This is a genomic window from Paenibacillus nanchangensis, assembly GCF_046543445.1.
In the GTDB taxonomy this organism is placed as follows: domain Bacteria; phylum Bacillota; class Bacilli; order Paenibacillales; family Paenibacillaceae; genus Paenibacillus_AQ; species Paenibacillus_AQ nanchangensis.
In genome coordinates this window covers 64247-86804 of sequence record NZ_JBHOFD010000019.1, presented here as the reverse complement: position 1 = coordinate 86804, position 22558 = coordinate 64247, and the positions used below count along the sequence as shown (strand labels likewise).

The following is a 22558-nucleotide window of genomic DNA, read 5'->3' as shown; positions in this document are numbered from 1 at the left end:
GGAGACAGTGAGACGATGAAGATCAACCTTATTGAAGAAGCTTATAAGCATTCCGTTCAAGTCGTAGAGCGCTGCATGCATATCATCGGGGCCAAGGCGTCCGCGTTGTCCGAAGGGTACAATCAGGTTTACGCCAGAGACAGCATGATTACTTTTTTGGGCGCATCGCTGGTAGACAATGACGTTATCCGGCAGTCGTTCCGGACTACGCTGGCCACTCTTTCCAAGTACCAATCGAGAATCGGCATGATCCCGTTGTACGTGGATGTGGATCAACCCCGGATTGAAGCGAACCAGGGGGCGGTGGACAGTAACCCGTGGTATGTCATCGGACATGGCGTCTATTACAGCCGGTACAAGGATCTGGATTTTTTAAAAAGCCATCTGGAATCCGTCAAACAAGCGATGGTCTGGCTGGAATACCAGGACAGCAACAACTGCGGCCTGCTGGAAGTGCAGGAAGCCGCCGACTGGGGAGACCTGTATGCCAACCGGGGCAACGTGCTTTATGACAATGTCTTGTATTATAAGGCGCTCGTTGAATATTCCAGGATTCTGGAGCTGTGCGGGGAAAACGGGCAGGACAGTTTGGCCAAAGCGGAGGATGTGAAGCTTAAGCTCAATCTTTTGCTCTGGCTGGGCGATGTCGAAGAAAAAACCCGAGTCATTAAAGAAAACGGGTTCTCTCAGGAATGGCTGAGAGTAATCCGGATGAGCAGTGAATTGTATTGGTTTGGCAAGTTTTATTTGCCTTATGTCTCCTTCCGGGATTTCGGATACCACTGCGACGCGCTGGGCAACAGTCTGGCAATTCTGTTCGGTATTGCGGATGATGTCCAGGCGGGAAAAATCATTGACCACTTCACCCAAACAGGGATGAACAAACCTTATCCCATTATGGCCAATTATCCGCCGATCCGGCCCGGAGACAAGGACTGGCGCGAGTATTACAGAAACGGGCATTTAAACCTGGAGTACCAGTATCATAACGGAGGCATCTGGCCGTTTATCGGCGGGTTCTACGTTGCGGCGCTGATGAAAGCGGGAAAAACGGAGTTTGCCATGGAAGAACTGGGGAATCTGGCCGAGGCCAACCGGATCGGCAAAAGGTTCGATTGGGAGTTTAACGAATGGCTGAACGGAAGAAGCGGTATGCCTTCCGGCATGGCTTATCAGGCCTGGTCTGCCGGCATGTTCATTTATGCTTACCAAAGCGTGATGGACCATGCGGCGGTGAACGCTTCGATATGAGCGTTCAATCCGGGAAATCGGCTGTGACAGAAGACAATTACAAGCCTATGAGGCTCCGGTGTGAATATGCGGATTCGCCACTGGGAGTGGATGCGCCACAGCCGAAGCTGAGCTGGGAAACGGAATGTGACAGGCCGGGATTTATCCAATCGGCTTACCGGATCCTTGTAGCTTCCAGCCCCGCCAATATCGATCACGATATTGGTGATCTGTGGGACAGCCAAAGAACCGTTTCCAACGCGCAGACCGCGGTGCGTTATAAAGGTGCTCCCCTGGCTTCGAAAAACCGTTACTGGTGGAAAATCAAGGTATGGGATCGTGCAGGCAAGGAATCTTCATGGAGCAACAACGCTGTCTTTGAAACCGGAATGTTCCATGCCGGGGACTGGAATTGCCGGTGGTTCAACTGTGAATATCCCAACAGCCCTACAGCCGTCTATTATGAGCGCAGGGAGTTTGTCACCCGGACCTCTGCGCCGGTCTTGGCCGCGAGGGTGTACATCGGCGCCACGGGAAGTAAAGCCAATGCTTATGAGCTTAGGATCAACGGGACCAAAGCAGGCGAGGATCTCATCAGCCCGGGCCAAACCCATTTCAAACGGGGGATGTACCGTACGTATGATGTGACGGATTTGCTCCGCTCCGGACCTAACGCGATCGGGATCATGCATACCCGAAAGGTGATTTTTCACCTCGATATCCGGTATACCGACGGCACATCCGAAATTATAGTCAGCGATGCAGCGTGGAAAAGACTGCACAAAGGCCCCTATGTCAGCTTGCGTTATGCTGGCGGCAGCATCTCCGAGGGGAAAGGCGAAACCTTTGATGCACGGCTTGCGCCTGACGGATGGGATTTGCCCGGCTATGACGATTCCTTATGGGGACGGCCGATACCGGATACCGGCCCGCTGGTGCTCACTTCGCAGCTGCAGTCCATCAAGGCGGCCGGGGAACTGCTGCCCATATCCATTGTGAAAAGGGGGAAGTCTGGCAGGGCGGATAGCCCTCAGGAGTCAGCCTACATCGTGGATTTCGGCCAAAACCTGTTTGGTACCGTATGCCTCACTGTAAAAGGTGAAGCTGGCACCAAAGTAACCCTGCGGTATGCGGAATGCTTAAGTGAAGACGGGAGCCTCGATCCCGGCAGTATTGAAGCGGGCTGGCTGGCCCATCCGCAGGCTCAATACGACGAGTACATTCTCAAAGGGTCGGGGGAAGAAAGCTATCAGCCGAGATTTTCATGCCACGGTTTCAGGTATGTGGAGGTATCCGGTTATCCCGGAGTTTTGGACACCGGCCGGATCACAGCGAAGGTCATTCATAACGACATCCTGAACGGATCACAGTTTCATTGCTCAAACGGGCTGCTGAACCAGCTGCAGCACAATGCGGTATGGTCCTTCCGGTCGAATCTGGTATCCGTCCCCCTTGATTGCCCTTCAAGAGAAAGACAGGGCTGGCTTGGGGACGCCCACTGCCATTCGGAAGCGGACTGCTTCAATTTTGATATGGCTGCCTTCTACGAAAAATGGTTTGACGACATCGCCGACAGCCAGCTGGAGAATGGAATCGTCCCGCTTATCTGCCCGAGTGAAGGCCATGAATATGCGCTCGACATGCCTTGGGCCTCGGCCGTTATTATGATTCCCTGGGATTACTACATGGCGTATGGCGACAAAGCGTTTTTGCTAAAGCATTACGATTTGATGAAGCGCTGTCTTGGCGCCTTCAGAAATCATCTGGACAGCCATTATCTTTTGCAAAACAGCCTGATTTTCGGAGATTGGTTTGGCAGCGTCTCAGACATTTCCGGAGTCTATCTGGCTACAGCTTACTATTACAGGTGTCTGACGTTGTTGTCCCGAATTTCGGAGGAGCTCGGGTTGCTGGACGACATGGCGTTATATTCGGGACTGGCGCTTCGGGTGCGGGATGGCATCAATACGGCTTTTTTGAAGGAAGGCCGGTATTATGACACCAATTCGCAAACGGCCAATGCGCTTGCTCTTTACCTGGAAGTGGTTCCGGAAGCCTCCAAGGAAGCCGTAGCGGACAGCTTGGCGGAGGATATAGCGTCCCGCGGAACCATGACGGCCGGATGCCTTGGTGCGGAGGCGATAATGGAGGCCTTGGCGGGTAACGGACGGAATGACGCTGCATACGGCCTAGCCGTCAATACAACTAAAGGCTGCTGGGGCTACTGGATTAAGGAATTCGGTGCAACGACGGCGTTTGAAAGCTTTGCGGATAACCGGTCATCCAATAACCATGCTTTTCTGGTCGGCGGGTTGAGTGCCTGGTTCTACAAGCATCTTGCCGGCATTTCGCCCATCCGGCCGGGATACGCCAGCATCAGGATCAAGCCCTATTTCCCTGAAGATTTGGACAGCGCAAGCGCGCAGGTCGGTACAGTCCGGGGATGGGTCAAATCAAGCTGGCACCGAGAGGCCGCAGGAATTGTATTGAAAGTAACCATTCCTCCCAACGCGGAGGCGGAGGTCTACGTGCCGTCCGTGGATCAGGAGGGGCGGGTTCTTCCTGCAGGGAGTTATACGGTATATTCGGTAGGCTCCGGCAGTTATACGTTTAGGACGGAAGCCGGGAAGGAGCCGCTTTAAAAACGTCAAGTATACTTTGCCGGGAGGTGGTTCATTTCATCTCTACCTGATTCCAGACCTCAAAGGCGCATAGACGGGAGTTCTTTCGTTATCACAGAGAATAGTCATGTAACCATTTTATGAGGAGGAAAAAGAATCATGGTGAACCGTATCTCACGAAGGACTATCACCGTTCTGCTAACAACGTTAATTGCACTGTTTGGTTTTTCCGTTGTATCCGGCAGTCCGGCGTTTGCTTTGAAAGAGCGTGCCCCGGTAGCCCCTATAGAAAAGCAATCCTATGCAGCTGTAGTCACATCCGAATGGCTGGAGATTTGCCTGATAGACAATCCTTACTCCGATGAGCAAGTAACCAATCCGGAATATTACACCATCCAAAGCAATGAAGATCCCGTATTCAAGGAAGGCATTCAGCCGATTCTCGTCCATTACCGGTATTTCCCCGAGGAAGCTCCCTACTACCCGACTTTAGCGGGGGATCAAGGCAAAATTCAGGTGTCGTACCGGGCTTATTTAAAGCTGCCTTCCTCCGTTAAGTTCAAGGAAGGGCTGAACTACACCGTAACCATCGATCCTGCAGTTGCGAAAGTGAACGAGCAGAACACTTTTGCGTTCAAATTTGATCTGGAGCAGCCCAATCTGGTTATCCACTCCAATCAGGTCGGATACCCGTCGGAAGGACCCAAGATTGCTTATTTGTCCCACTGGACCGGGCAGGGGAGCGTAGAATTCAAGGCCTACAAGAACTTCTACGTGATGGATAAAAACAACCAAAAAGTGTTTACAGGCACGATAACCCCGCCTAATCCCTACGATTTAGACAAATGGACCTACAGCTATATCTATACACTGGATTTCACCGATTTCAAGGCGGAAGGCGAATATTATCTTTATATTCCGGGAGTGGGTGTGTCTTATCCATTCAAAATCGATACATCGATTTACAAAAATAACATCGGGTACACCATTACGCGCGCATTATTTATGCAGCGGGACGGAAACCATGGGCTGGACGGTGACTTGACCCATTGGAAACGTCCGGCCGCCCACTTGGACGACGCCATCGATCAGGCGATTTTCCGTGACCTCGGCTCGACTGAAGCAGCGGCAAAGGCCGCCAAAGTAGACCTGGCCGGGGGGCATATGGATGCAGGGGACCGCGGAAAGTACCCGTACAATTCCGCGTATGTCGGCATTGATATGCTTATGGGCGCGAAATACTTTCCGGAACAGGTGGAGGCGCTGGGCGAGTCGCTGGAAATCCCCGAGTCGTCTAACGGCAAACCCGATTATCTGGATGAGCTGGTTTACGAGCTGGACTGGCTGACGAAAGCGGTAATGAACACCTCCATGCAAGGCACGCTTGCCGGATATCTCAGGCCCCAGTCTTCAGATCCAGACAAAGGCACGTATGAAACGGGAATGGATTTGTTTGGGGCTTCTAACCGGATGTTCTACAACCGGACGCAGGGGCCGTACGCTTCAGAAACGCTGTTCGCCGCCGGCGTGCTGGCGCAGGCCTACAATACGCCGCTGATGCAGAAGTATTATTCAGAGCCGGAGCCGGGCAGCACCAAAAGCAAAATGGATCAATATCTGGAGGCCGCCGTCAAGGCTTACAAAGGCTTTAAGGGGTATGAAGAAAAGGCGAACCAAAGCCCGGCCCCAAGTCCAACCGCTACACCGAGCCCGGCCGCGAGTCCGGACTCAAGCCCTGACCCTAGTGCGAGCGCAAGCCCAAGTCCGACCCCGCATCCGTTCCTGGGTAAAAGCTACTATGATCAGAGCGGAGCAGGAGATAAGCCTGGTGTAAAGCATTTATGGTCGAACGAAATGCTCTTGACCGCCAGCGCTCTACTCGCGGCGATGGGAGATCAGGACACCTTGGACGGAATTACGAAAAAGGAACTGCAGGACCGCATCAAAGAAGAAATGCCGTTAGACCCGGACAATTACAACTCTTTTAAACGATGGTCCTGGCTTTTGGACCGGGCCTGGCTGGGGGTCTTCGTATCGATGGTGGATAATCCCAACCTGGATGCAGGTTTCAAAAAGTGGGCGATGGGAGGGATCCAAAATTATGCCTCATCGGAAATGAATTTCTCCGCGCCGTTTGGCGCATCGGCACAGGATAGAGGGTACAAGAACCAGATTGGCTGGAGATTTACGAGCTCGACGCTGATGCCGCTCGTTGTCGGGTATGGCGTGACCAAAAACCAGGAGTACCTGGACCGGATCCAGAAGACGTGGGATTACACACTTGGAAGCAACGCGGTCAGCAGATCGTTTATTACGGGACTTGGCGATCCGCAGCGGGCTCCAAGATGGTTTGTCCATGAGATTAACCAGTATCAGTGGACAAAATACAAGGAGGGCAAAGGCGAAGGCTGGATGGAGCCACCGCCGGGGCTGCCGAATTCGGACCTACAGAGCGCACCGTATCCTTCCTGGTTCGACGACAAGCATAATGCGGCCGCCAAAACGAAAATTTTTCCGGAGTACAAAGAAGATTATGCGGTCATGTACCGGTATACGGATTCCTGGAATACGACAAATGAATTCTCGATCAACATTTTGTCGGCGAACGCGGCGTCCATGCTGCCGTTAATTCCCGTCAATACCGTCACCTTGAATGTTTATTCGCCTAACGGAGATGTCGTTCCTGGCGGCGGTACTTACACCAGGGGAACGAAGCTTACTCTTAAAGCCAAAGGCCATCTTGGACACAAGTTTACGGAATGGCAGGATGAACAGGGAAATAAGATCGGCGACCAGAACGAGCTGCCCATCACTTTGAATTCCGATACAACTAAGATCACCGCTGTTTACAAGCCGGTCAAGTCCTACACTGTTGCAACCCAGGCGGTTTACGGCACCGTAACCCAGGAGAACCCGATCGGACAGTACAATGAAGGGGAAACCATTACCCTGAATGCGGTACCGAAGTACGGATATGAGTTTGCGGGCTGGGAAGATCTGCAGGGCGGCGGAACGCCGGAGCGGAACGTCGTTGTGACTGGTGATCTCAGCTTTACAGCCCAATTCAAGGAGCTCTCAAAACACAGTCTGAAGGTGGAAGCAAGTGAAGGCGGGAGAGTAAGGTACAACCCGGTTAAGGCATCCTATTACAAAGGCGATGAAGTGATATTAACCGCGTTTGATAATTTCGGATACAAATTCAGCAAATGGGACGGGGATTTTGAGTCTGCGCTTAATCCGGCTTCCGTCATCCTGGACGATGATACGGAAGTTACGGGTGTATTCGAGGCGGTTCCGGTTTATACGCTGAAGACGCCGGCTACGGAGGGCGGTACGGTTGCACAAAAGGCCAAGCTGCCTGTCAATGCAGATGGCAACCGCTACGAGGAAGGCTCAGAGGTTACACTGACTGCAACGGCCAAACCTGGATATGTGTTTACAGGCTGGAGCGGTGACGTTCCCAACGAAAAAATTCATGAAGTTCCGCTGACTGTTACGTTGAATGCAGACACAACGATTACCGCCAACTTCAAGCCGGCCAACACGCTGATGAGCGTTGACCTGACACCTGGCACGGTGCCCGGCAAGACAGTAGTAACCGGTGATGTGTATACGCTGACCAGCAGCGGAAACGCATTTAGCTTAGCGCCCGACAGCTTCCGGTATCTGCTGCGTCCGGCACTGAAGGAAAATACCGTGTTCACCGCCACATTGGACTCTCTTACCGGCAGCAACACGGAAGCCGCTGTTGCAGGGATTCAGATCCGCAGGGATTTGACTCATAGTTCCCAATACGTCTCTATAGTGGTTAAAAACGGGAAGATCCTCCTGCAGTATAGAAAAGGCGGTAACAGCAGGGACATAAAAGAGTTAGGCAGCGTGGTCAAAGACGATTCGGGACGGCCTAAAGCGGTACAGCTTAGAATCGAAAGAACCGGCTTCCGGGACATTACCGTAGCCTGGTCCACAGATGGAGAAGAGTGGACAAAGGCGCCGGCTCAAATTCTCTATGACTGGGTGAGCCCGGAGATGGAGCTGACTATTGGATTGTTTGTGTCCGCTGGCTCCGATAACAGCACGGCTTCCGCACAATTCAGCAATGTCAGCTGGCCGGATATGTATTATTTGACGGTAGAGTCCGACGGGCTGGGAACTGCTGGAGTCGAATCGGGCCTTTATGTCGCTAATTCAACGGTGAAGCTGAACGCTGAGGCATTTGATCAAAACAAACATACCTTCACACACTGGTCTCTTGACCTCTCAGGCAAAAAAAATCCCGCCTATTTGTTCATGGACGGCAACAAGACGATCAAAGCCAACTTCGGGCCGATGCCGGACGCGTGTGAATTAAAGGTGACACCGGTCACAGGCGGCCGGATTGAACTGGATCCTCCGCTTCCTCCGGGAGGCAAATACAAGCCGAATACCAGAGTCGAGGTTAAGGCTGTACCGGAACTGGGCTACCGTTTTGTCCATTGGGAAGGGGACCTGGCTGGAACAGACGCCGACACGGTGCTCTTCATGAACGGGCACAAGGACATATCGGCCAAATTCGTGTCCTACAAAAGCGCGGATATCGCTACCGAATATGCAGGAAAAACAACGGATGACGAAACCGGCTTGTCGATAACGGCTTCGGGACAAAACATCTGGGCCGGGAGCGACAGCTTCAGGTATACCTATCAGGATCATCTGACCGGAGATGCGGATATCGTGGCGGAGATTAAAGATTTTAACGGGACGGCCGATAATGCGCGGGCCGGGATTATGATCAGGCAGAGCACGGCCGCCGGCAGCGGATATCAAGGTATTTTTATAACCAAGGACCGGAAAATCATCAGCCAATACCGTATCGGTCCGCAAACGGTGCGGCCGTATACTTCTGAACCTGTCACCGGCCCGGTCTGGCTGAAGGTGGAGAAACGCGGGACGACGCTCAAAACCTACTCCTCCGCCGACGAAGGCCGTACCTGGACATTGAGGGACACGCAGGTATTGGCCGTATTTGATGGTCCATTTACTGCGGGGTTGGCCGTCACCGCAGGGCAGGATAGCAAATTTGTGACAGCCAAGTTCGGCGCCGTTAAGTGGCCTGCTGTGAAATCTTATCGTCTGCACACGGAAGCTGTAAACGGAAGCATTACGGTCAGCCCGCTGGCGCCGGTTTATCCGGCCGGCACCGTAGTGACGGCGACCTATGCGGCCAATCCGGGTTATGTATTTACAGGCTGGAGCGGCGATATCAGCGGTAACGCGAGTACGGCGACCGTTACGATGGATACGTACAAAACCGTAATCGCGAATTTCAGACCGGAAACCGACCGGTATACACTGACGACCCGTGCGGAAAATGGGGTTGTAGAGGTGGAGTCTCCGCAGGAGGAATATCGTCCAGGCGCGCAGGTAACCTTGACCGCCAAACCGGCCAAAGGGTATGCCTTCACCAGCTGGAGCGGGGGATACAGCGGCACAGCCAATCCGGCAACGGTGATCATGGACGAAAATAAAACCGTTACGGCGAACTTTATCCGGGTGCTGACCCCGGAGGAGGATTATACCAGTAAAGATATCGGTGGAATTCAAACGGGAACCACTACGGCTGAAGAAGCGTCCATTAAGATTAGAGGGTATGGAACGAATGTATGGGGCCGGAGTGACAAGTTCCGTTACGTTTATCAGGAAGGGCTGGATGGAGATCAATCCATCATTGCCAAAATTGACGGCATGACCTCTTCAGGTTCTGCCCCGAATAGGGACATCAAGGTAGGTGTCATGATCCGGCAGAGCCTGGACGCGGACAGCGCCCATCAAGGGATTTTTGTCAACGGGCTGCGGGAGCTTACCGGCATTTACCGCGACCATGCAGATGGATGGTCGCAGGTGAACGATACTGCTCTACCTACAGTATCGTATCCGATCTGGCTTAAAGTAGAGAAAACCGGAAACGTCGTGAAGACGTACTGGTCGAAGGAGGGGACAGAGTGGATTGAAAAAAGCTCGCTAGCCCTGAATTTGACCGGCAAATTTACGATGGGTCTGGCGGTATCCGCGGGTGCGGACGGCAAGTATGTCGACGCGGTTTTCAGCAATGTCTTATGGCCGCGGCAGCCGGCGGTGAAAGAGTCCGTGGGAACGGATGAAAATTAGGCTGCAGCAAACGTAAAATATGAATCACCCCTTAAAGCGAACCTGGAGTCCCATGCTGGAATCGCTTAAGGGGTGTTTTTTATTCGCTTCCTTCTAAGGTATATAGACTGTCTGCCGGTCACGAAATTGATTCGGCGTCATACCGATGCTTGGCTTCTTCAATCTGCTTCTGCTGAATATATGGGTCAGTCTGATTCCCATTTCTTTCCGGAACTGCCGGGACAGATGCGTAGGGCGGACTGCCGTCTTTATAGGCACTGTAATTCGCAAAGAAACTATGGTGGCTGCATCGGACAAAGGTGGTGTTTTCGAGCAAAGGTGGTGCCTCCGGACAAAGGTGGTGCCTCCGGACAAAGGTGGTTGCTCCGGACAAAGTCTAGTGACAGAATATGCAAAGGCTAGCATAATCGTTGGTCTGTATGTACAGATCTGCAGGATTTAGGCAGGTCGCCCACGGTGGACTGAAATTCCGCTATTCGCTTAATTTTACGATTATTCGTAAGTTCACGGACTCTAGTTCCGCTAATAGCCCTGAACAGCACTTTAATAAGGTGCTGCTGCTCAAATAGCGGAATCTGAGTCCTGCTGCCTCATGTTACGGCGATAATATAGAGAATAGCGGAATCTGAGTCCGCTCTTGGGCTAGTTGCATGAGCTCGTACTATTCAGTCAATGATCGCAGCTTGTAGGTTCGGGCCCGCTCTTGGTCGCTGGCGATGTACAGTATTTGCAGATCAACCAAATTATGCAGGATGCGTCTGGGTTGCCAGTCTGAAGCGGCAGGCAGCGCCAAACAGGTCAGATAGAAGTTTAACTGGAAGCAGTAAGGCAGTTTATTTTAAACAGTTATCAATCATTTTACATCGACACTTGGTATGGAACGCTTATAATAAAGGAATGATGCTGCTTGTCGGATTAAATAACCAACCATGGATTTCCCGGAGGATGATCATGCACAAAGTATTAATTGTAGATGATGAACTACTGATGCGGGTCGGAATTCGCAGTATGATCGATTGGGAACAGTACGGCTATCAAGTCATAGGGGAGGCCGGAAATGGAAAGGAAGGCATGGACCTCGCTTTGGCCGCCTCGCCTGATCTAATTGTAACCGATATCAAAATGCCTGTGATGGACGGCTTGCAGTTTATCCGGGAAGCCAAGGGCAAGCTTAAAACCTGCAAGTATATCATTTTGAGCAACTTTGATGAGATCCATTATGTAAAGGAAGCACTTCGATTAGGCGCGGCTGATTATTTAATCAAAAGCGACATTACCCCGGCTTCGCTAACCGAACTGCTTGTCTCTCTTAGCGGGAAATGGCAGGCGGAGCAAGAGGGCCAAGGGTTGGTACCTAAAATGCCTCATGACTATTCACTCAGTCTAAGCCATCTGAAAGAGAACTTTTTCAAAGATCTGATCAGCGGTTTTATCAATGAACAGGATGCCGCGGTTAAGGCGGAGGAACTTCATATCCGTGTCCAGTCTTCCGGCTTGCTGGTCCTGATTATGAAGGTCAATCAGTTTGAAAGCTTGAAGAAAAAATATGTGGAAAAGGATGAGAAGCTCCTCCGGTTTTCCATTCTCAATATTATGGAAGAGGTTATTCCCTCCAAGTGGAATAAAGAAATGGTGATTGGCAGCTCTTCCGAATATATGGTTATTGTGAATGCCCCGCCTGAAGACAGGGAGGCACGGAGCGAAATCGAGAAATTGTGCAGTAAGATCCTGGCTTCTTTACGGGACTTTATGAATCTTAGCCTTACGGTCGGCGTCAGCACGACGGTTCCAGGTTTCAAGTTCCTGAGATTGGCTTACAAGCAGGCTGAAGAAGCGTTAAAACACCGTTTTTTTGCAGATACAAATCATGTGCTGTTTTATGAAGATCTTGTTAATGAGCCTGCGAGAAAAACTGAAGCCCCCCTGATCACCCCCAAAGAGGAACAAGAAATCGTCAAAATGTGGGCAAGCAAAGAAAAAAAACAAGCGGAACGGTTCCTGGATGCGGTAGGTGCCGAGCTTAAAGCTCTGCAACTGGATGAAGGCAGCATTCGGATGAAATACATCTTGATTATGGAACAGGTCAATGCGTTTTTATTGCCCGCAGGGAAAAGGCCCGGTTTTCCTTCCTATGGACATTGTATTTATGAAACCGTTTTAAAAGGAGAGAACTGGGTGGAGGTGCACCAGCGTTTGCTGGAATATATTACACATTGCCTGGACAGCAGCTCCAGCCCCGTACGGGAACGCACCTACACCGACCTCGCAGTTGGGCTCATTCATAGATATTATGCGGAGGATATTTCTTTGCAGAGCGTTGCAAACCAAATCAATGTCAATCCGTCTTATCTAAGCCGGATTTTCAAGCAAGAAAAAGGCGAAAATTTCATCTCCTATTTAACCCGAATCCGGATTGAAAAGGCAAAGGTGTACCTGGAGGAGGGGGATTTGAAAGTATATGAGGTGGCGGACATTGTAGGCTATCATAACTACACCTATTTCAGCAAAATTTTCAAGAAAACCGTAGGGCTTACGCCTGAGGAATACCGGGAGCAAAGCCACACTCCGGATAAAAGCCAATAAGAAGAGGTGCATGATGCGGAGAAGAGGACCTGTCCGGATTAAAACCAAAATCATGTTTATCTGTCTCATCGTCATCATTCTTCCCGTCATTGTAATGAGCATTAACTCCTATCATTCTTCGGAACGATTGCTGGAGCATAATTACAGAAACTTAATGGAGGACCTGGCGAAACAAACCAACATCCGGATTGATGAGTTCCTGAAAGATATTGAAAAGATCTCGCTGCTCGCCAGCACGGGTCTAAGCAGCAGCTTGTCGGCGACACACGAGGGGAGTTATCCAATCCAGGATTTCCTCAGGGATGGAGGAGAGCAGCAGGAGAATGTAGCCTACAACCACTTAATGAACTATATTATGATGAAGGACCGGGTATTTTCTATATACCTGTATAACCTGAACAACGGACGTAATCTGTTTGTGAGTCCCAACCATCCGATAAATGAGGACTTCAAAGTGGACAACGAGTTGTGGTTCAAAAAATTCATGCATACAAAAGACCGAACCATTACCTTGTCTACCCGAATTGATGAGCAGTTGGAGAAAAAGACGCTGACGGTTTCGCATGCCAGAAAAATATATGACGCGGCGACAGGGCGGCTACTAGGCGTTATTGTGGTAAGTATCGATATAAAATTTATTGAAATTGTAAACCGTAATTTACAGGAAGCGCTCCGATCCAGGTTTATGATTGTCGATAATGACGAAAAAATTGTTTATAACGTGAATGACCGCTTGATTGGCACATTGTTCCGGGACAATGTACGTCCCGACGAATCCGAAAATATTGTAGTAACCAGCCCGCTGAGTCAAAAGGATTGGACCACTTATTTGTATATGCCGATGGACGAGTTGACCGATGAAGGTGTGATTTTGGGCCGCAACCTGGTTACTCTCGCGATTGTGATGTCCCTGTTTGCGGTGGTTATCTCTATTTTTCTGTCGAATGTCATTACCCGTCCGATTAAGAAACTGATGAACAATATGGTTTTGGTGGAGCAGGGCCAATTCGAGAGGGTGCAGCCTATCGGCTCCCGGGACGAATTCGGGCACTTATCCAACCGCTTCAATAAGATGTCGTATGAATTAAAAAGACTAGTCGAACGTGTCCAGATGGAAGAAGCGGAGAAGGCCGAAGCCGAAATTCGGGCGCTTCATTCCCAGATTAATCCGCATTTTCTGTACAACACGCTTGGTTCCGTCAAATGGATTGCTTCCATGCAAAAGGCCGACAAAATCGTTGAAATGACGGAGGCTCTAATCTCCATGCTCCGTTATGCTGCCCGATACGATGGCGCTTTGGTGACGATCCGCGAGGAGCTGAACAATATCTCCAACTACATTACGATTCAAAATGTAAGATATTATGATTGCATTCATATCAGTTTTGAAGTTGAAGACGCGCTGTTGGATTACCAGGTTCCCAAAATGATCCTGCAGCCGATCATTGAAAATGCGATTTTTCATGGATTTGCCGAACTGGAGGATGAGGGACATATCATCATTAGGATTTATCCGAAAGTTGTGGACCTTGTCATAGAAGTTCAGGACAACGGCGGTGGTATGGACGAAGAAACAGTCAGGGAATTGGAAGCAGGTTGGGAAAAGGAGGCGGAGGGCGGCGAAAAGGGAATTGGCCTGTTTAATGTGCAGCGCCGGATCAAGCTTCACTTTGGCGAATCCTACGGTTTGGAAGTGAAAAGCAGGCTGAATGAAGGCACGAAGTTCACCTTTCTGTTGCCCGGCATACAGCGCAGACTTAAGTAAAAGCAGCGGTTCCTGGAGTGGGAACCGCTGCTTTGGTAACAAGGAAATACCAGTGCTAACCTTTGACACTTCCAAGCACCAAACCTTTGGTAAAGTATTTCTGCAGAAACGGGTAGACCAACAAAATCGGAATGGCGCCCAAAAACATCTGCGCAGCACGGCCTGTTCTGGCATTCATCATGGAAAGTAACTGGGTATAATCCGTGCCTGATTTCAGCATGATCTGTTCGAAACTCTGCAGCAGTGTCTGCAAATAGCTCTGCAGGGGATAGTTCGCAGGATTATTCATATAGATAATTCCGTCGAACCACGAATTCCAATGACCGACAATACTAAATAGACCTACGGTAGCCAGCGCGGGTTTGAGAAGAGGAAGCAGGATACGGGTTAAGATTTGGAGGGGACCTGCTCCATCTATAATGGCCGACTCCTCAATTTCCTCCGGCAAACCGCGGATGAAGTTCATGAGAATGACCATGCTGAAGACCGGTAAAGCTCCCGGAAGAATCAGGGACCAAATGGAATCGATTAACCCCGTTTTGACCACGACAAGGTAAGTCGGGATCAACCCTCCATTAAATAATATCGTCACGATAAAGAAACCCATATACACGTTGCGTCCTGTAAGCTTCAGCTTGGATTTGGAAAGCGGGTAAGCGGTAAGCACCATCAAGACAAGATTAATTAGCGTCCCCAGCACTACCCGCTGTACGGATATCCATAAGGAGGTGAAGAATTTCCCGCCGGTCAATGCGAACTCGTAAGCTTTTGTTGTGAAATCAACCGGCCAGAACGCTACATTTCCCGCAGACACGGCCGCGCTGCTGCTGAAGGATACCGCCAAAAGGTTGATAAAAGGTAAAATGCAGATGAGAGAGGTTAAAATGAGTATGATGTAGTTTAGAACATGGAATAGGCGTCTGCCAATGCTGTTATCCTGGATCATGCCAAAGCCCCCTTAGAAGATTCTGTAGTTGGCCACTTTGTAGGCCAGAATATAGGACACTCCAACGAGGAGGCAGGAGATTACGGATTTGAACAGCCCGACAGCGGCGCTGATCGAATATTGGGCCTGCTGAATCCCGAGCCGGTAGACATAGGTGTCGATGATATCCCCCGTCTGGTATACAACTGGCGAATAAAGATTAAAGATTTGGTCAAAACCAGCGTTAAGTACACTGCCCAGAGCTAAGACGGACATCAATACAATCGTCGGCATCAAGAGCGGTAAAGTAATATACAGCGTCTGCTTCCACCTTTTGGCTCCGTCGATTACAGCGGCCTCGTACAGCCCAGGGTCGATACTGGTTAAAGCCGCCAAGTATACTACTGTGCCGAAGCCAAAGCCTTTCCAGATATCGCTGACGATCATAGTCCAAGGAAAGATCGACGGGCTGCTGAGGAACGGAATCGAGCCGATACCAAACACCTGCAGGAAGCTGTTGACAATACCGTCTGCGCTAAGAATATCTAGGAGAATGCCAGCCATTATGACCCAGGACAAAAAGTTGGGGATATACACCAGGGTTTGAAAGGTACGTTTAATGGCGCTGCGGGCGACCTCGTTTAGCAGCAAAGCAAATACAACCGGCACAAGGATTCCTCCGACAATTTTGAATGCGGACATATACAGCGTGTTCCAAATGGTCCGGACGAAGTTAGGCTGATTAAACACGTGCTGGAAATTGTCCCATCCCACCCAAGGCGAATTAAAGCCCAGACCGGGATTGTATTTTTGAAAGGCGATGACCAGCCCGTAAAAGGGGATGTAACTGAAAATGAACACCAGGATGATGCCCGGAAGCAGCATGAGATGGTAAGGCGTCTGTTGTTTTATTTTTTTTCGCATCGATAATCCTCCGTTCAAAAAGTGGGACGCCGTAACAACCAAGGGGAGCGAAATTCCGCATCCCCTTCAATCTTCACAAGATTATTTACCGTAGGCTGTGTTTACGGCTTCCGTCGCTGCATCTCCACCCGCAGCTTTCCAGTTCTGAACGACCGTGTCAAAGTAATCGATGCTTTCAGAGCCCATAATAATTTTGGTGAATCCTTCGGTCAGGATATCGTCAAGTGTCGTTCCGTAACCAGCCAGTACCTCCGGAGCAGCCCCCCATAATGCAGTTTTTACATAGTTGCCGCTATCGAGCACTTCCTTGGACAGACTATAAGCGGCTTTCGGTGCTCCCTGCTGCAGATAATCCCCTACTGCGCTTGGAGTAGCATTTTTGATGAACTCGACACTGTTGTTATACTTTTGCCACATACCCGTTGAGGTGAGACCGCTGGTATCATTAGACTTCAGGGCTGCCGAAACGGCTTCGAATTGTTCATAGTCGGAGTTGGGATTCAGGACACGGAAGGCACCGACTACATGCGCCAGATCGTTGTCCAGCAAGCTGGATAACAGGTCCTCGGATTCTTTGCCTACGCCTTCATCTACAATGTAAGCGTAGTCATTCATAAGCTTGATAACCGCTTCCGGATGTTTGAAGGACTTGTTGACAACGGTGTAATAGCCGTTTGCGAAAAAGACGGATTGTTTGGCTTTCCCGCCAGTGATGCTAGGAAGCTGATATGGATAAAAAATGGCGTCTTTGCCTAAATTGGAGATGGTATCAACGCCAGGGTTATAACCCCACCACTGGTAATACGGCTGCATGCCAACCTTCCCGGCTACTACGTCGGCATTCATCGCGCTGAAATCTTTGATGGCAAACTCCGGATCAATGATCCCCAGCTTGTACCATTCCGCCCACTCTTTAAGAGCATTCTTCATTTCAGGCTGAATGGAACCGTAAACAAGTTTCCCGCTGCTGTCTTCAAGCCACATGTCCGGATGGGCATTCCACGAAACTGCCAGCACGTTCAGATAATCCAGCGTCTGATCGACCGCGATTCCGTAACCGCCATGCTTCTCCATGAACTTGAGTGCGATGTTCTTCAAATCTTCAACCGTTTCTGGATCTTTAGTTCCCAATTCCTCTTTCCAGTCGTTCCGGATCCACATGAAATCCGGCTGATCAATTAACCCCCAGTGCAGCTGCGGTATACCGTACAGCTGTCCGTCTTTTTTTCCGGATTCATAACTGTCCGCATCCGCTTCCATGTATCCTTTCAGGCGATCGGACGCATATTTATCGAATACCTCGGTTAAATCGGCTACCATATCGGCTTCGATCAGCTGCTGCAATTGAGCGGAGTTCACCCGGAACACATCAGGCAGATCACTTGAGGAGATAGCCAAATTCAGTTTCGTATCGTATTCATCGCTGACCCAATCGGTAACAACATGAATATTAAACTTTTCTTTATAACGGTCAATCCATACGTTGTTGGTGATATCGTCGCCTTCAGGATATTTCGCCGAGGCATATTCTGAAGTAACCGTGTGGATGGTTAGCGGTTCTTTGTAAGCGCTGAATGCCGGATCGGACGGGTCGACTTCATCGCTGCCGGTTGCGGCATTGCCGGTGGTTGCCGTTTCATTCGCTCCCTTCGATGTGTCGCTGTTGCCGCTGCACGCTGTCAATAAGATGATGGTCATGATCAAAGACAATAAAGAAAAGATAGACTTTTTGCTCATTTCTTTCCCCCCATTAATCTTCAAAGTTGTAAATCTGTCGACACCTCTAATTCTAAGCGAGGGTACCGCAGCGGTGAATAAAGATTATTGACGGCATGCCTCTACTTTTTTGACTTCGTTTAGAGGATGTGAGGGAAAAGTAGAAAAAGGAACATAAAACGGTAAAGGAAGTGCAAGAAGGTCCTATTGTTTTCCCGGATTACAGGTTGTAAGGTAGACGGGGAACCTACGCGCCGCGTGCGCAAAATTACGGGAGGATAAAAAATGCCTGTAACATTCGGCGAGCGGAACTGGAGCCTCCACTTATTTACTGCAAAAACGAGCTACATTCTTCAATATCCCGGATTCGGCAGAAGCGACCTGCGTACATCGGCTTACCAACTCGAATAAGAGAGCGGTTCCACAACCAGCGACCTTCGTTAAACCGAGGAAGGTTCTCAGCAAGGAGGCCCCCTATCCCCACTGCTTGCGAACATTTATCTGAACGAATTCAACCAGGAAATGAGCAGCCGGGGAGTCGGAGTGGCAGGCCTACCAATGGGAGAACTCCCGCCTGGGCTACTGGCGAGTGGCCTGAAGCCCGGTGCTGTCTCGTTCCATAACAAACGAAAAGCTCGCACAGGCCGGGTATTATGATTTCCCAGCACAGTACGAGCAATTACGTAAATTGCACTTATGCGGTTGAACCGTCGTATACCGAACGGTACGTACGGTGGTGTGAGAGGTCGGCTGCTCAGTTAATGAGCAGCCTCCTACTCCATTGCTGTCTGTAGTTAATTCATGCTCATAACCGCATCCATTTTTCTTTGAAAAACAGAGAGAAGATACGGACCGCAATAATTTTCAGCATCATATATAATGGAATGATTGTAATCATTCCAATGATTCCCCCGATATTGCCGACCGCCAGGACAAGGATAACGGTTGTAAGAGGGTGAATATCCAGCTGTTTTCCGAATACATAAGGAGCGATCAAGTTATCTTGAACTTGCTGAGCCACAAGTATAATGACCAGCGACCATATCGCCGTCGCCGGCGACTGTGTGAGACCTACGATGACAATCGGGATCGCAGACAGGATGGCCCCAACAAAGGGAATAAAGCTTGCAATAACTGAGATGACTGTAAGTAAGAAGGCATAGGGTAAGTCAATAATCAGGAAGCCGATATACATTAAGATGCCGAGCGATACATTGACGATTACTCTTCCGACGATAAATCCGCTTAACATCCGGTCGATTCCTGTGACAATCTCACGGGAATCGTTTTGATAACGAGTTGGTGTTGCGCGCACAAGTATATTTCCAAACTTCTCACCTTCTTTTAGCATAAAAAACAGGAGAATGGGGAAGGTGAACAGGATAATCGTAAAATTAGATACAAAAGAAAACAAACCACCTAAATAATTCGACATGAAAGAAAAACCTTGGTTTAAGTATTCGGTAATCGAAGAGAGTCCATTGTTGACATTGGCCGGAAATAAGGAAGAGAGGAATTCATTTTTCTCCAGCTCATTGATTTGTTCTCCCACTGCATTCAAGAAATTCGGGACATTATCAAGGAAGCTGACAAACTGTCCGTACAATAATGGCCATTTGCTGGAAATGAACCAAACGATGGCAAGGGCGAAAAGGACATAAATAATCAAAATGGACAAGGTCCGGTTCACTTTATATTTTTCCATTAGCTTAACCAGCGGCCGAAGCAAATAGTAAAAAAATACGGAGAGAAGCAGCGGGATGGATACTACCTGAATTAATGCAATGACCGGACGAAATACAAAACTTATCTTGGAGCCTAAAAAAATGATCAAAAACAGTATTACGATAAGCGTGCCAAAGCGCAATGCTTTGTTTGTTGTGAACAAATGATTTCCCTCCATTTTTCAAAAACTCCCAGCCATAATGTCCGGATCGGCATTCTACGTTCGGTTTGTTTTTTTAGAGTTATATGTATTAAAGTTACTTACTCAACTTTCGCAGCTAGAAAAATGGCTTAGACCCTTGAGAGAGCAAGAAAAATTCAATAGATTTACTTGTATTGGCAAAAAACACCTCACTTGTTAGGGATCATGGTAGTGCGGCCAACCATGCCAACAAGAAAGGTGCGTAACGCTATGTTACAGCAACATTCCCTGCCTGAACACAGCCTCGATTTTCCAAACTTTGGAGGCCTTTTGAAGCAGCTCAACCTTGTCCTCCCCTATGACTTTCTTACGGACTCAGGGGACCCTATTTGCTGCTTATTCAGCGTTTTGGCCAAGAGACGGACTCAGATTCCCTTATTTACGAGGAAAATTCATCGTTTGGATGTTTTCAGTACGAATAACGGATCTGGAGTCCGCAAGGCAACCGAAAAGCCCAGGAATTTCAGAAATAACGTCCTCTGGGTCCGGAAAGACCTCGGTATCGCGTTCGGTGGTAATCCGCTGCGGGTCTGTCGCTGGAGAGGATTCGTTCCAGTTCGTTCAACGATAACAGCGGCAGTCCAAGACATTGGTTATCAAGTCTTGGTTCACGCTGCTTTTATTAACTCAACTTTCGCAGACTGAGATCAGCAGCGCAGACTGAGATCAGCAGCGCAGACTGAGATCGGCAGCGCAGACTGAAGTCAGCAACGCAACCTGAGATCGGGCAATACGCCTTGAGATCACTGGGCAAACCGGAGATCCAGTGCGGAGTTGACTTTGAATTAGGGGGAGCATTTCTTCCCAACCTGAGTCGTAATTTCGTTCAGCCGTTCTATGAGTTGTGCTAAGGCAACTGCCCGGTCTAACGTGCTAACTTCATCGCACCGTAAATAACATAGCACCGCCGAGCGTGCGTTCGCCGCGGGCGAATCGGTGTTTTTCTATTTTTTCAAGACGATTACTTATTGCGGTTAAATCCGCGCCAGGACTGGAGCTAAGCTGATTTTCGCTCTGCGAAAGTTGAGTTACTTACTTTTTACGTATTTATAAGAATGACGTTTCATAATTATTCAGGGGCCGAATCAGCACATGGCCCGCCAGCAATTAGCTGGCGGCCTCAGTAGTCTAACGGAGTCTGATAACATTTCATCTTAAGGAGTGCTGCGATTTTGGTTGAAGTTTAGTTGAGGCTTATGCGTTATGATGTAACCAAGAAAAGGAAAGGGAGGGGATTACATATCCGTACGAAACCTAAATCACCAAGAAGTCTAAAAATGAAGGTGACAGCCTTTTTCAGCCGCAGAACTATATTTTCACTAAGCGTATTGATTTGGCTCACCAGTATAGCAAGCCTGTATTTAGTGAGTGTTTTTACTGTGACAGTGATCCTTCTGGCAGCGGAAATGGCTGCATATGCAGTTCTGGCCTATAGAGATGACAATACGTCCTTGTGGTTAAAGCGAATCCGTATTTTTGCAGCATGTACCGGAGTTGTATTGAGCATAGTGTGGCTTACCGTTCATCCGTATGCCCTTTTGATTGTGTTCCAGGCATTGGGGCTGGCGATAGGCGGGTTTGATTTTGTTCTGCGGTTCATTCGCGGGCTTCCGCGCTGGAAAGACGGGAAATTAATGAAACGGACCCTCGCCGCGGTTCAGATCGCAGTAATTCTTGCAGGAACATTTGCAGGCTTGTGGTTGGTAAAAATAGCGGCCAATCCCGAAGATTATGTCCTAAGCCTGCGCAGAGACGGGTCCGGAAATTCATTTGAGGCACCGGCAACCCAATCCGTGGTCTGGGAAAACGATTATTATTACACCAATGATGTCAGCTATGAAAGCAAATATCCGAACGGTTTTTTTGACATTTACAGCTCGGAAGAGGATTTCTCCGTACAGCGTCCGGTGTTTATTTATGCGCATGGCGGCGGGTATATCTTTGGAGACAAATTCACCGGTGATCCGAATGTCGCGGAATTCACTGGCTTCAAGAAGATGGCAAAGACCATGCTGGAAGCCGGATACACTGTCATTTCTTATAATTATGCCTTGGCTCCCGAATATAAGTATCCGACACCAATAGTTCAAATGAGCGAGCTGATCCGGTTTTTGCAAAAACACAGCAAGGAGTATGGCGTGGACATGCAGCGGGTTGTTTTGGGAGGAGGCAGTGCCGGTGCCCTAATGAGCGGCCAGTTTTCCATCATTCAGACTAACCCTGAATATGCCAAGGAAATGGGAATGGAGCCGGTAATCAGCGGAGATGACATTAAGGCCGTGTACTTCGGCTCTGCTCTGTTCGATCCCACCCGTGCGGGCCATTCTGGTTTTTTTCCTGTTGACTATATCTACTATCAGATGTTGAGAGCGTACTTTGGAGCCGGCAGCCTTGAGGACAACGCGGGAGCCAAACAAGCCAATATTACAGCCCATGTTACGAAGGATTTTCCGGCTTCGTATATTACCGACGGATTCATAGCATCATTCCCTTATCAGGCGCATGAGTTAGACCGCAGGCTTGATGATCTTGGAGTGAGCCACCGTTCCTTAATCTATGATTGGGGGTCTACGGACAGCATGCTTATGCATGGGTATGATATGCTGGACAGCATAGAAGCTGAAATGAATCTGAGAAATTTTATAGATTTTTTGAGCGAACGTGTTGAATCTAAGGAGCAAAGCCGTTAACAAACCACACGTCCAGCCCCCCTGCTAAGC

Annotated in this window: 10 protein-coding genes; 6 read left to right on the top strand and 4 right to left on the bottom strand. The window is 49.4% G+C overall.

Annotated features, from left to right (window positions below):
* Positions 1 to 15 precede the first annotated feature (15 nt).
* From ACE6ED_RS16370 to ACE6ED_RS16350, 5 genes are all read left to right on the top strand, one after another.
* Positions 16 to 1251 (top strand): amylo-alpha-1,6-glucosidase, encoded by a 1236-nt coding sequence (locus ACE6ED_RS16370; RefSeq protein WP_410828268.1) that lies wholly within the window; start codon positions 16 to 18, stop codon positions 1249 to 1251.
* Positions 1248 to 3872 (top strand): family 78 glycoside hydrolase catalytic domain, encoded by a 2625-nt coding sequence (locus ACE6ED_RS16365; RefSeq protein ID WP_410828267.1) that lies wholly within the window; start codon positions 1248 to 1250, stop codon positions 3870 to 3872. The genes ACE6ED_RS16370 and ACE6ED_RS16365 overlap by 4 nt, the downstream gene beginning before the upstream one ends.
* A gap of 138 nt (positions 3873 to 4010) precedes the next feature.
* Entirely contained in the window at positions 4011 to 9998 is a 5988-nt protein-coding gene (locus tag ACE6ED_RS16360) for an InlB B-repeat-containing protein (RefSeq protein ID WP_410828266.1), read from the top strand.
* A gap of 951 nt (positions 9999 to 10949) precedes the next feature.
* Positions 10950 to 12581, top strand: a complete 1632-nt coding sequence (locus tag ACE6ED_RS16355) for a response regulator (RefSeq protein ID WP_410828265.1) — start codon at positions 10950 to 10952, stop codon at positions 12579 to 12581.
* Positions 12582 to 12591: 10 nt separating this feature from the next.
* Positions 12592 to 14346 carry a sensor histidine kinase gene (locus tag ACE6ED_RS16350; RefSeq protein ID WP_410828264.1) on the top strand — a complete coding sequence of 585 codons (1755 nt, stop codon included), beginning with the start codon at positions 12592 to 12594 and terminating at the stop codon, positions 14344 to 14346.
* 55 nt (positions 14347 to 14401) lie between these two features.
* Here ACE6ED_RS16350 and ACE6ED_RS16345 read toward each other — a convergent pair whose 3' ends face one another.
* The 4 genes from ACE6ED_RS16345 to ACE6ED_RS16330 form a co-directional block, all read right to left on the bottom strand.
* Entirely contained in the window at positions 14402 to 15292 is an 891-nt protein-coding gene (locus tag ACE6ED_RS16345) for a carbohydrate ABC transporter permease (RefSeq protein WP_410828263.1), read from the bottom strand.
* Between the two features lie 12 nt (positions 15293 to 15304).
* Complete coding sequence (locus ACE6ED_RS16340) at positions 15305 to 16195, bottom strand: ABC transporter permease (RefSeq protein ID WP_410828262.1); 891 nt, start codon at positions 16193 to 16195, stop codon at positions 15305 to 15307.
* Positions 16196 to 16276: 81 nt separating this feature from the next.
* The gene (locus ACE6ED_RS16335) at positions 16277 to 17932 is read right to left on the bottom strand and encodes a type 2 periplasmic-binding domain-containing protein (protein ID WP_410828261.1); all 1656 of its coding nucleotides are present in this window, start codon (positions 17930 to 17932) and stop codon (positions 16277 to 16279) included.
* A gap of 784 nt (positions 17933 to 18716) precedes the next feature.
* The gene (locus tag ACE6ED_RS16330) at positions 18717 to 19814 is read right to left on the bottom strand and encodes an AI-2E family transporter (RefSeq protein ID WP_410828260.1); all 1098 of its coding nucleotides are present in this window, start codon (positions 19812 to 19814) and stop codon (positions 18717 to 18719) included.
* Between the two features lie 1220 nt (positions 19815 to 21034).
* Here ACE6ED_RS16330 and ACE6ED_RS16325 point away from each other — a divergent pair.
* Entirely contained in the window at positions 21035 to 22528 is a 1494-nt protein-coding gene (locus ACE6ED_RS16325) for an alpha/beta hydrolase (RefSeq protein WP_410828259.1), read from the top strand.
* Positions 22529 to 22558: the final 30 nt, after the last annotated feature.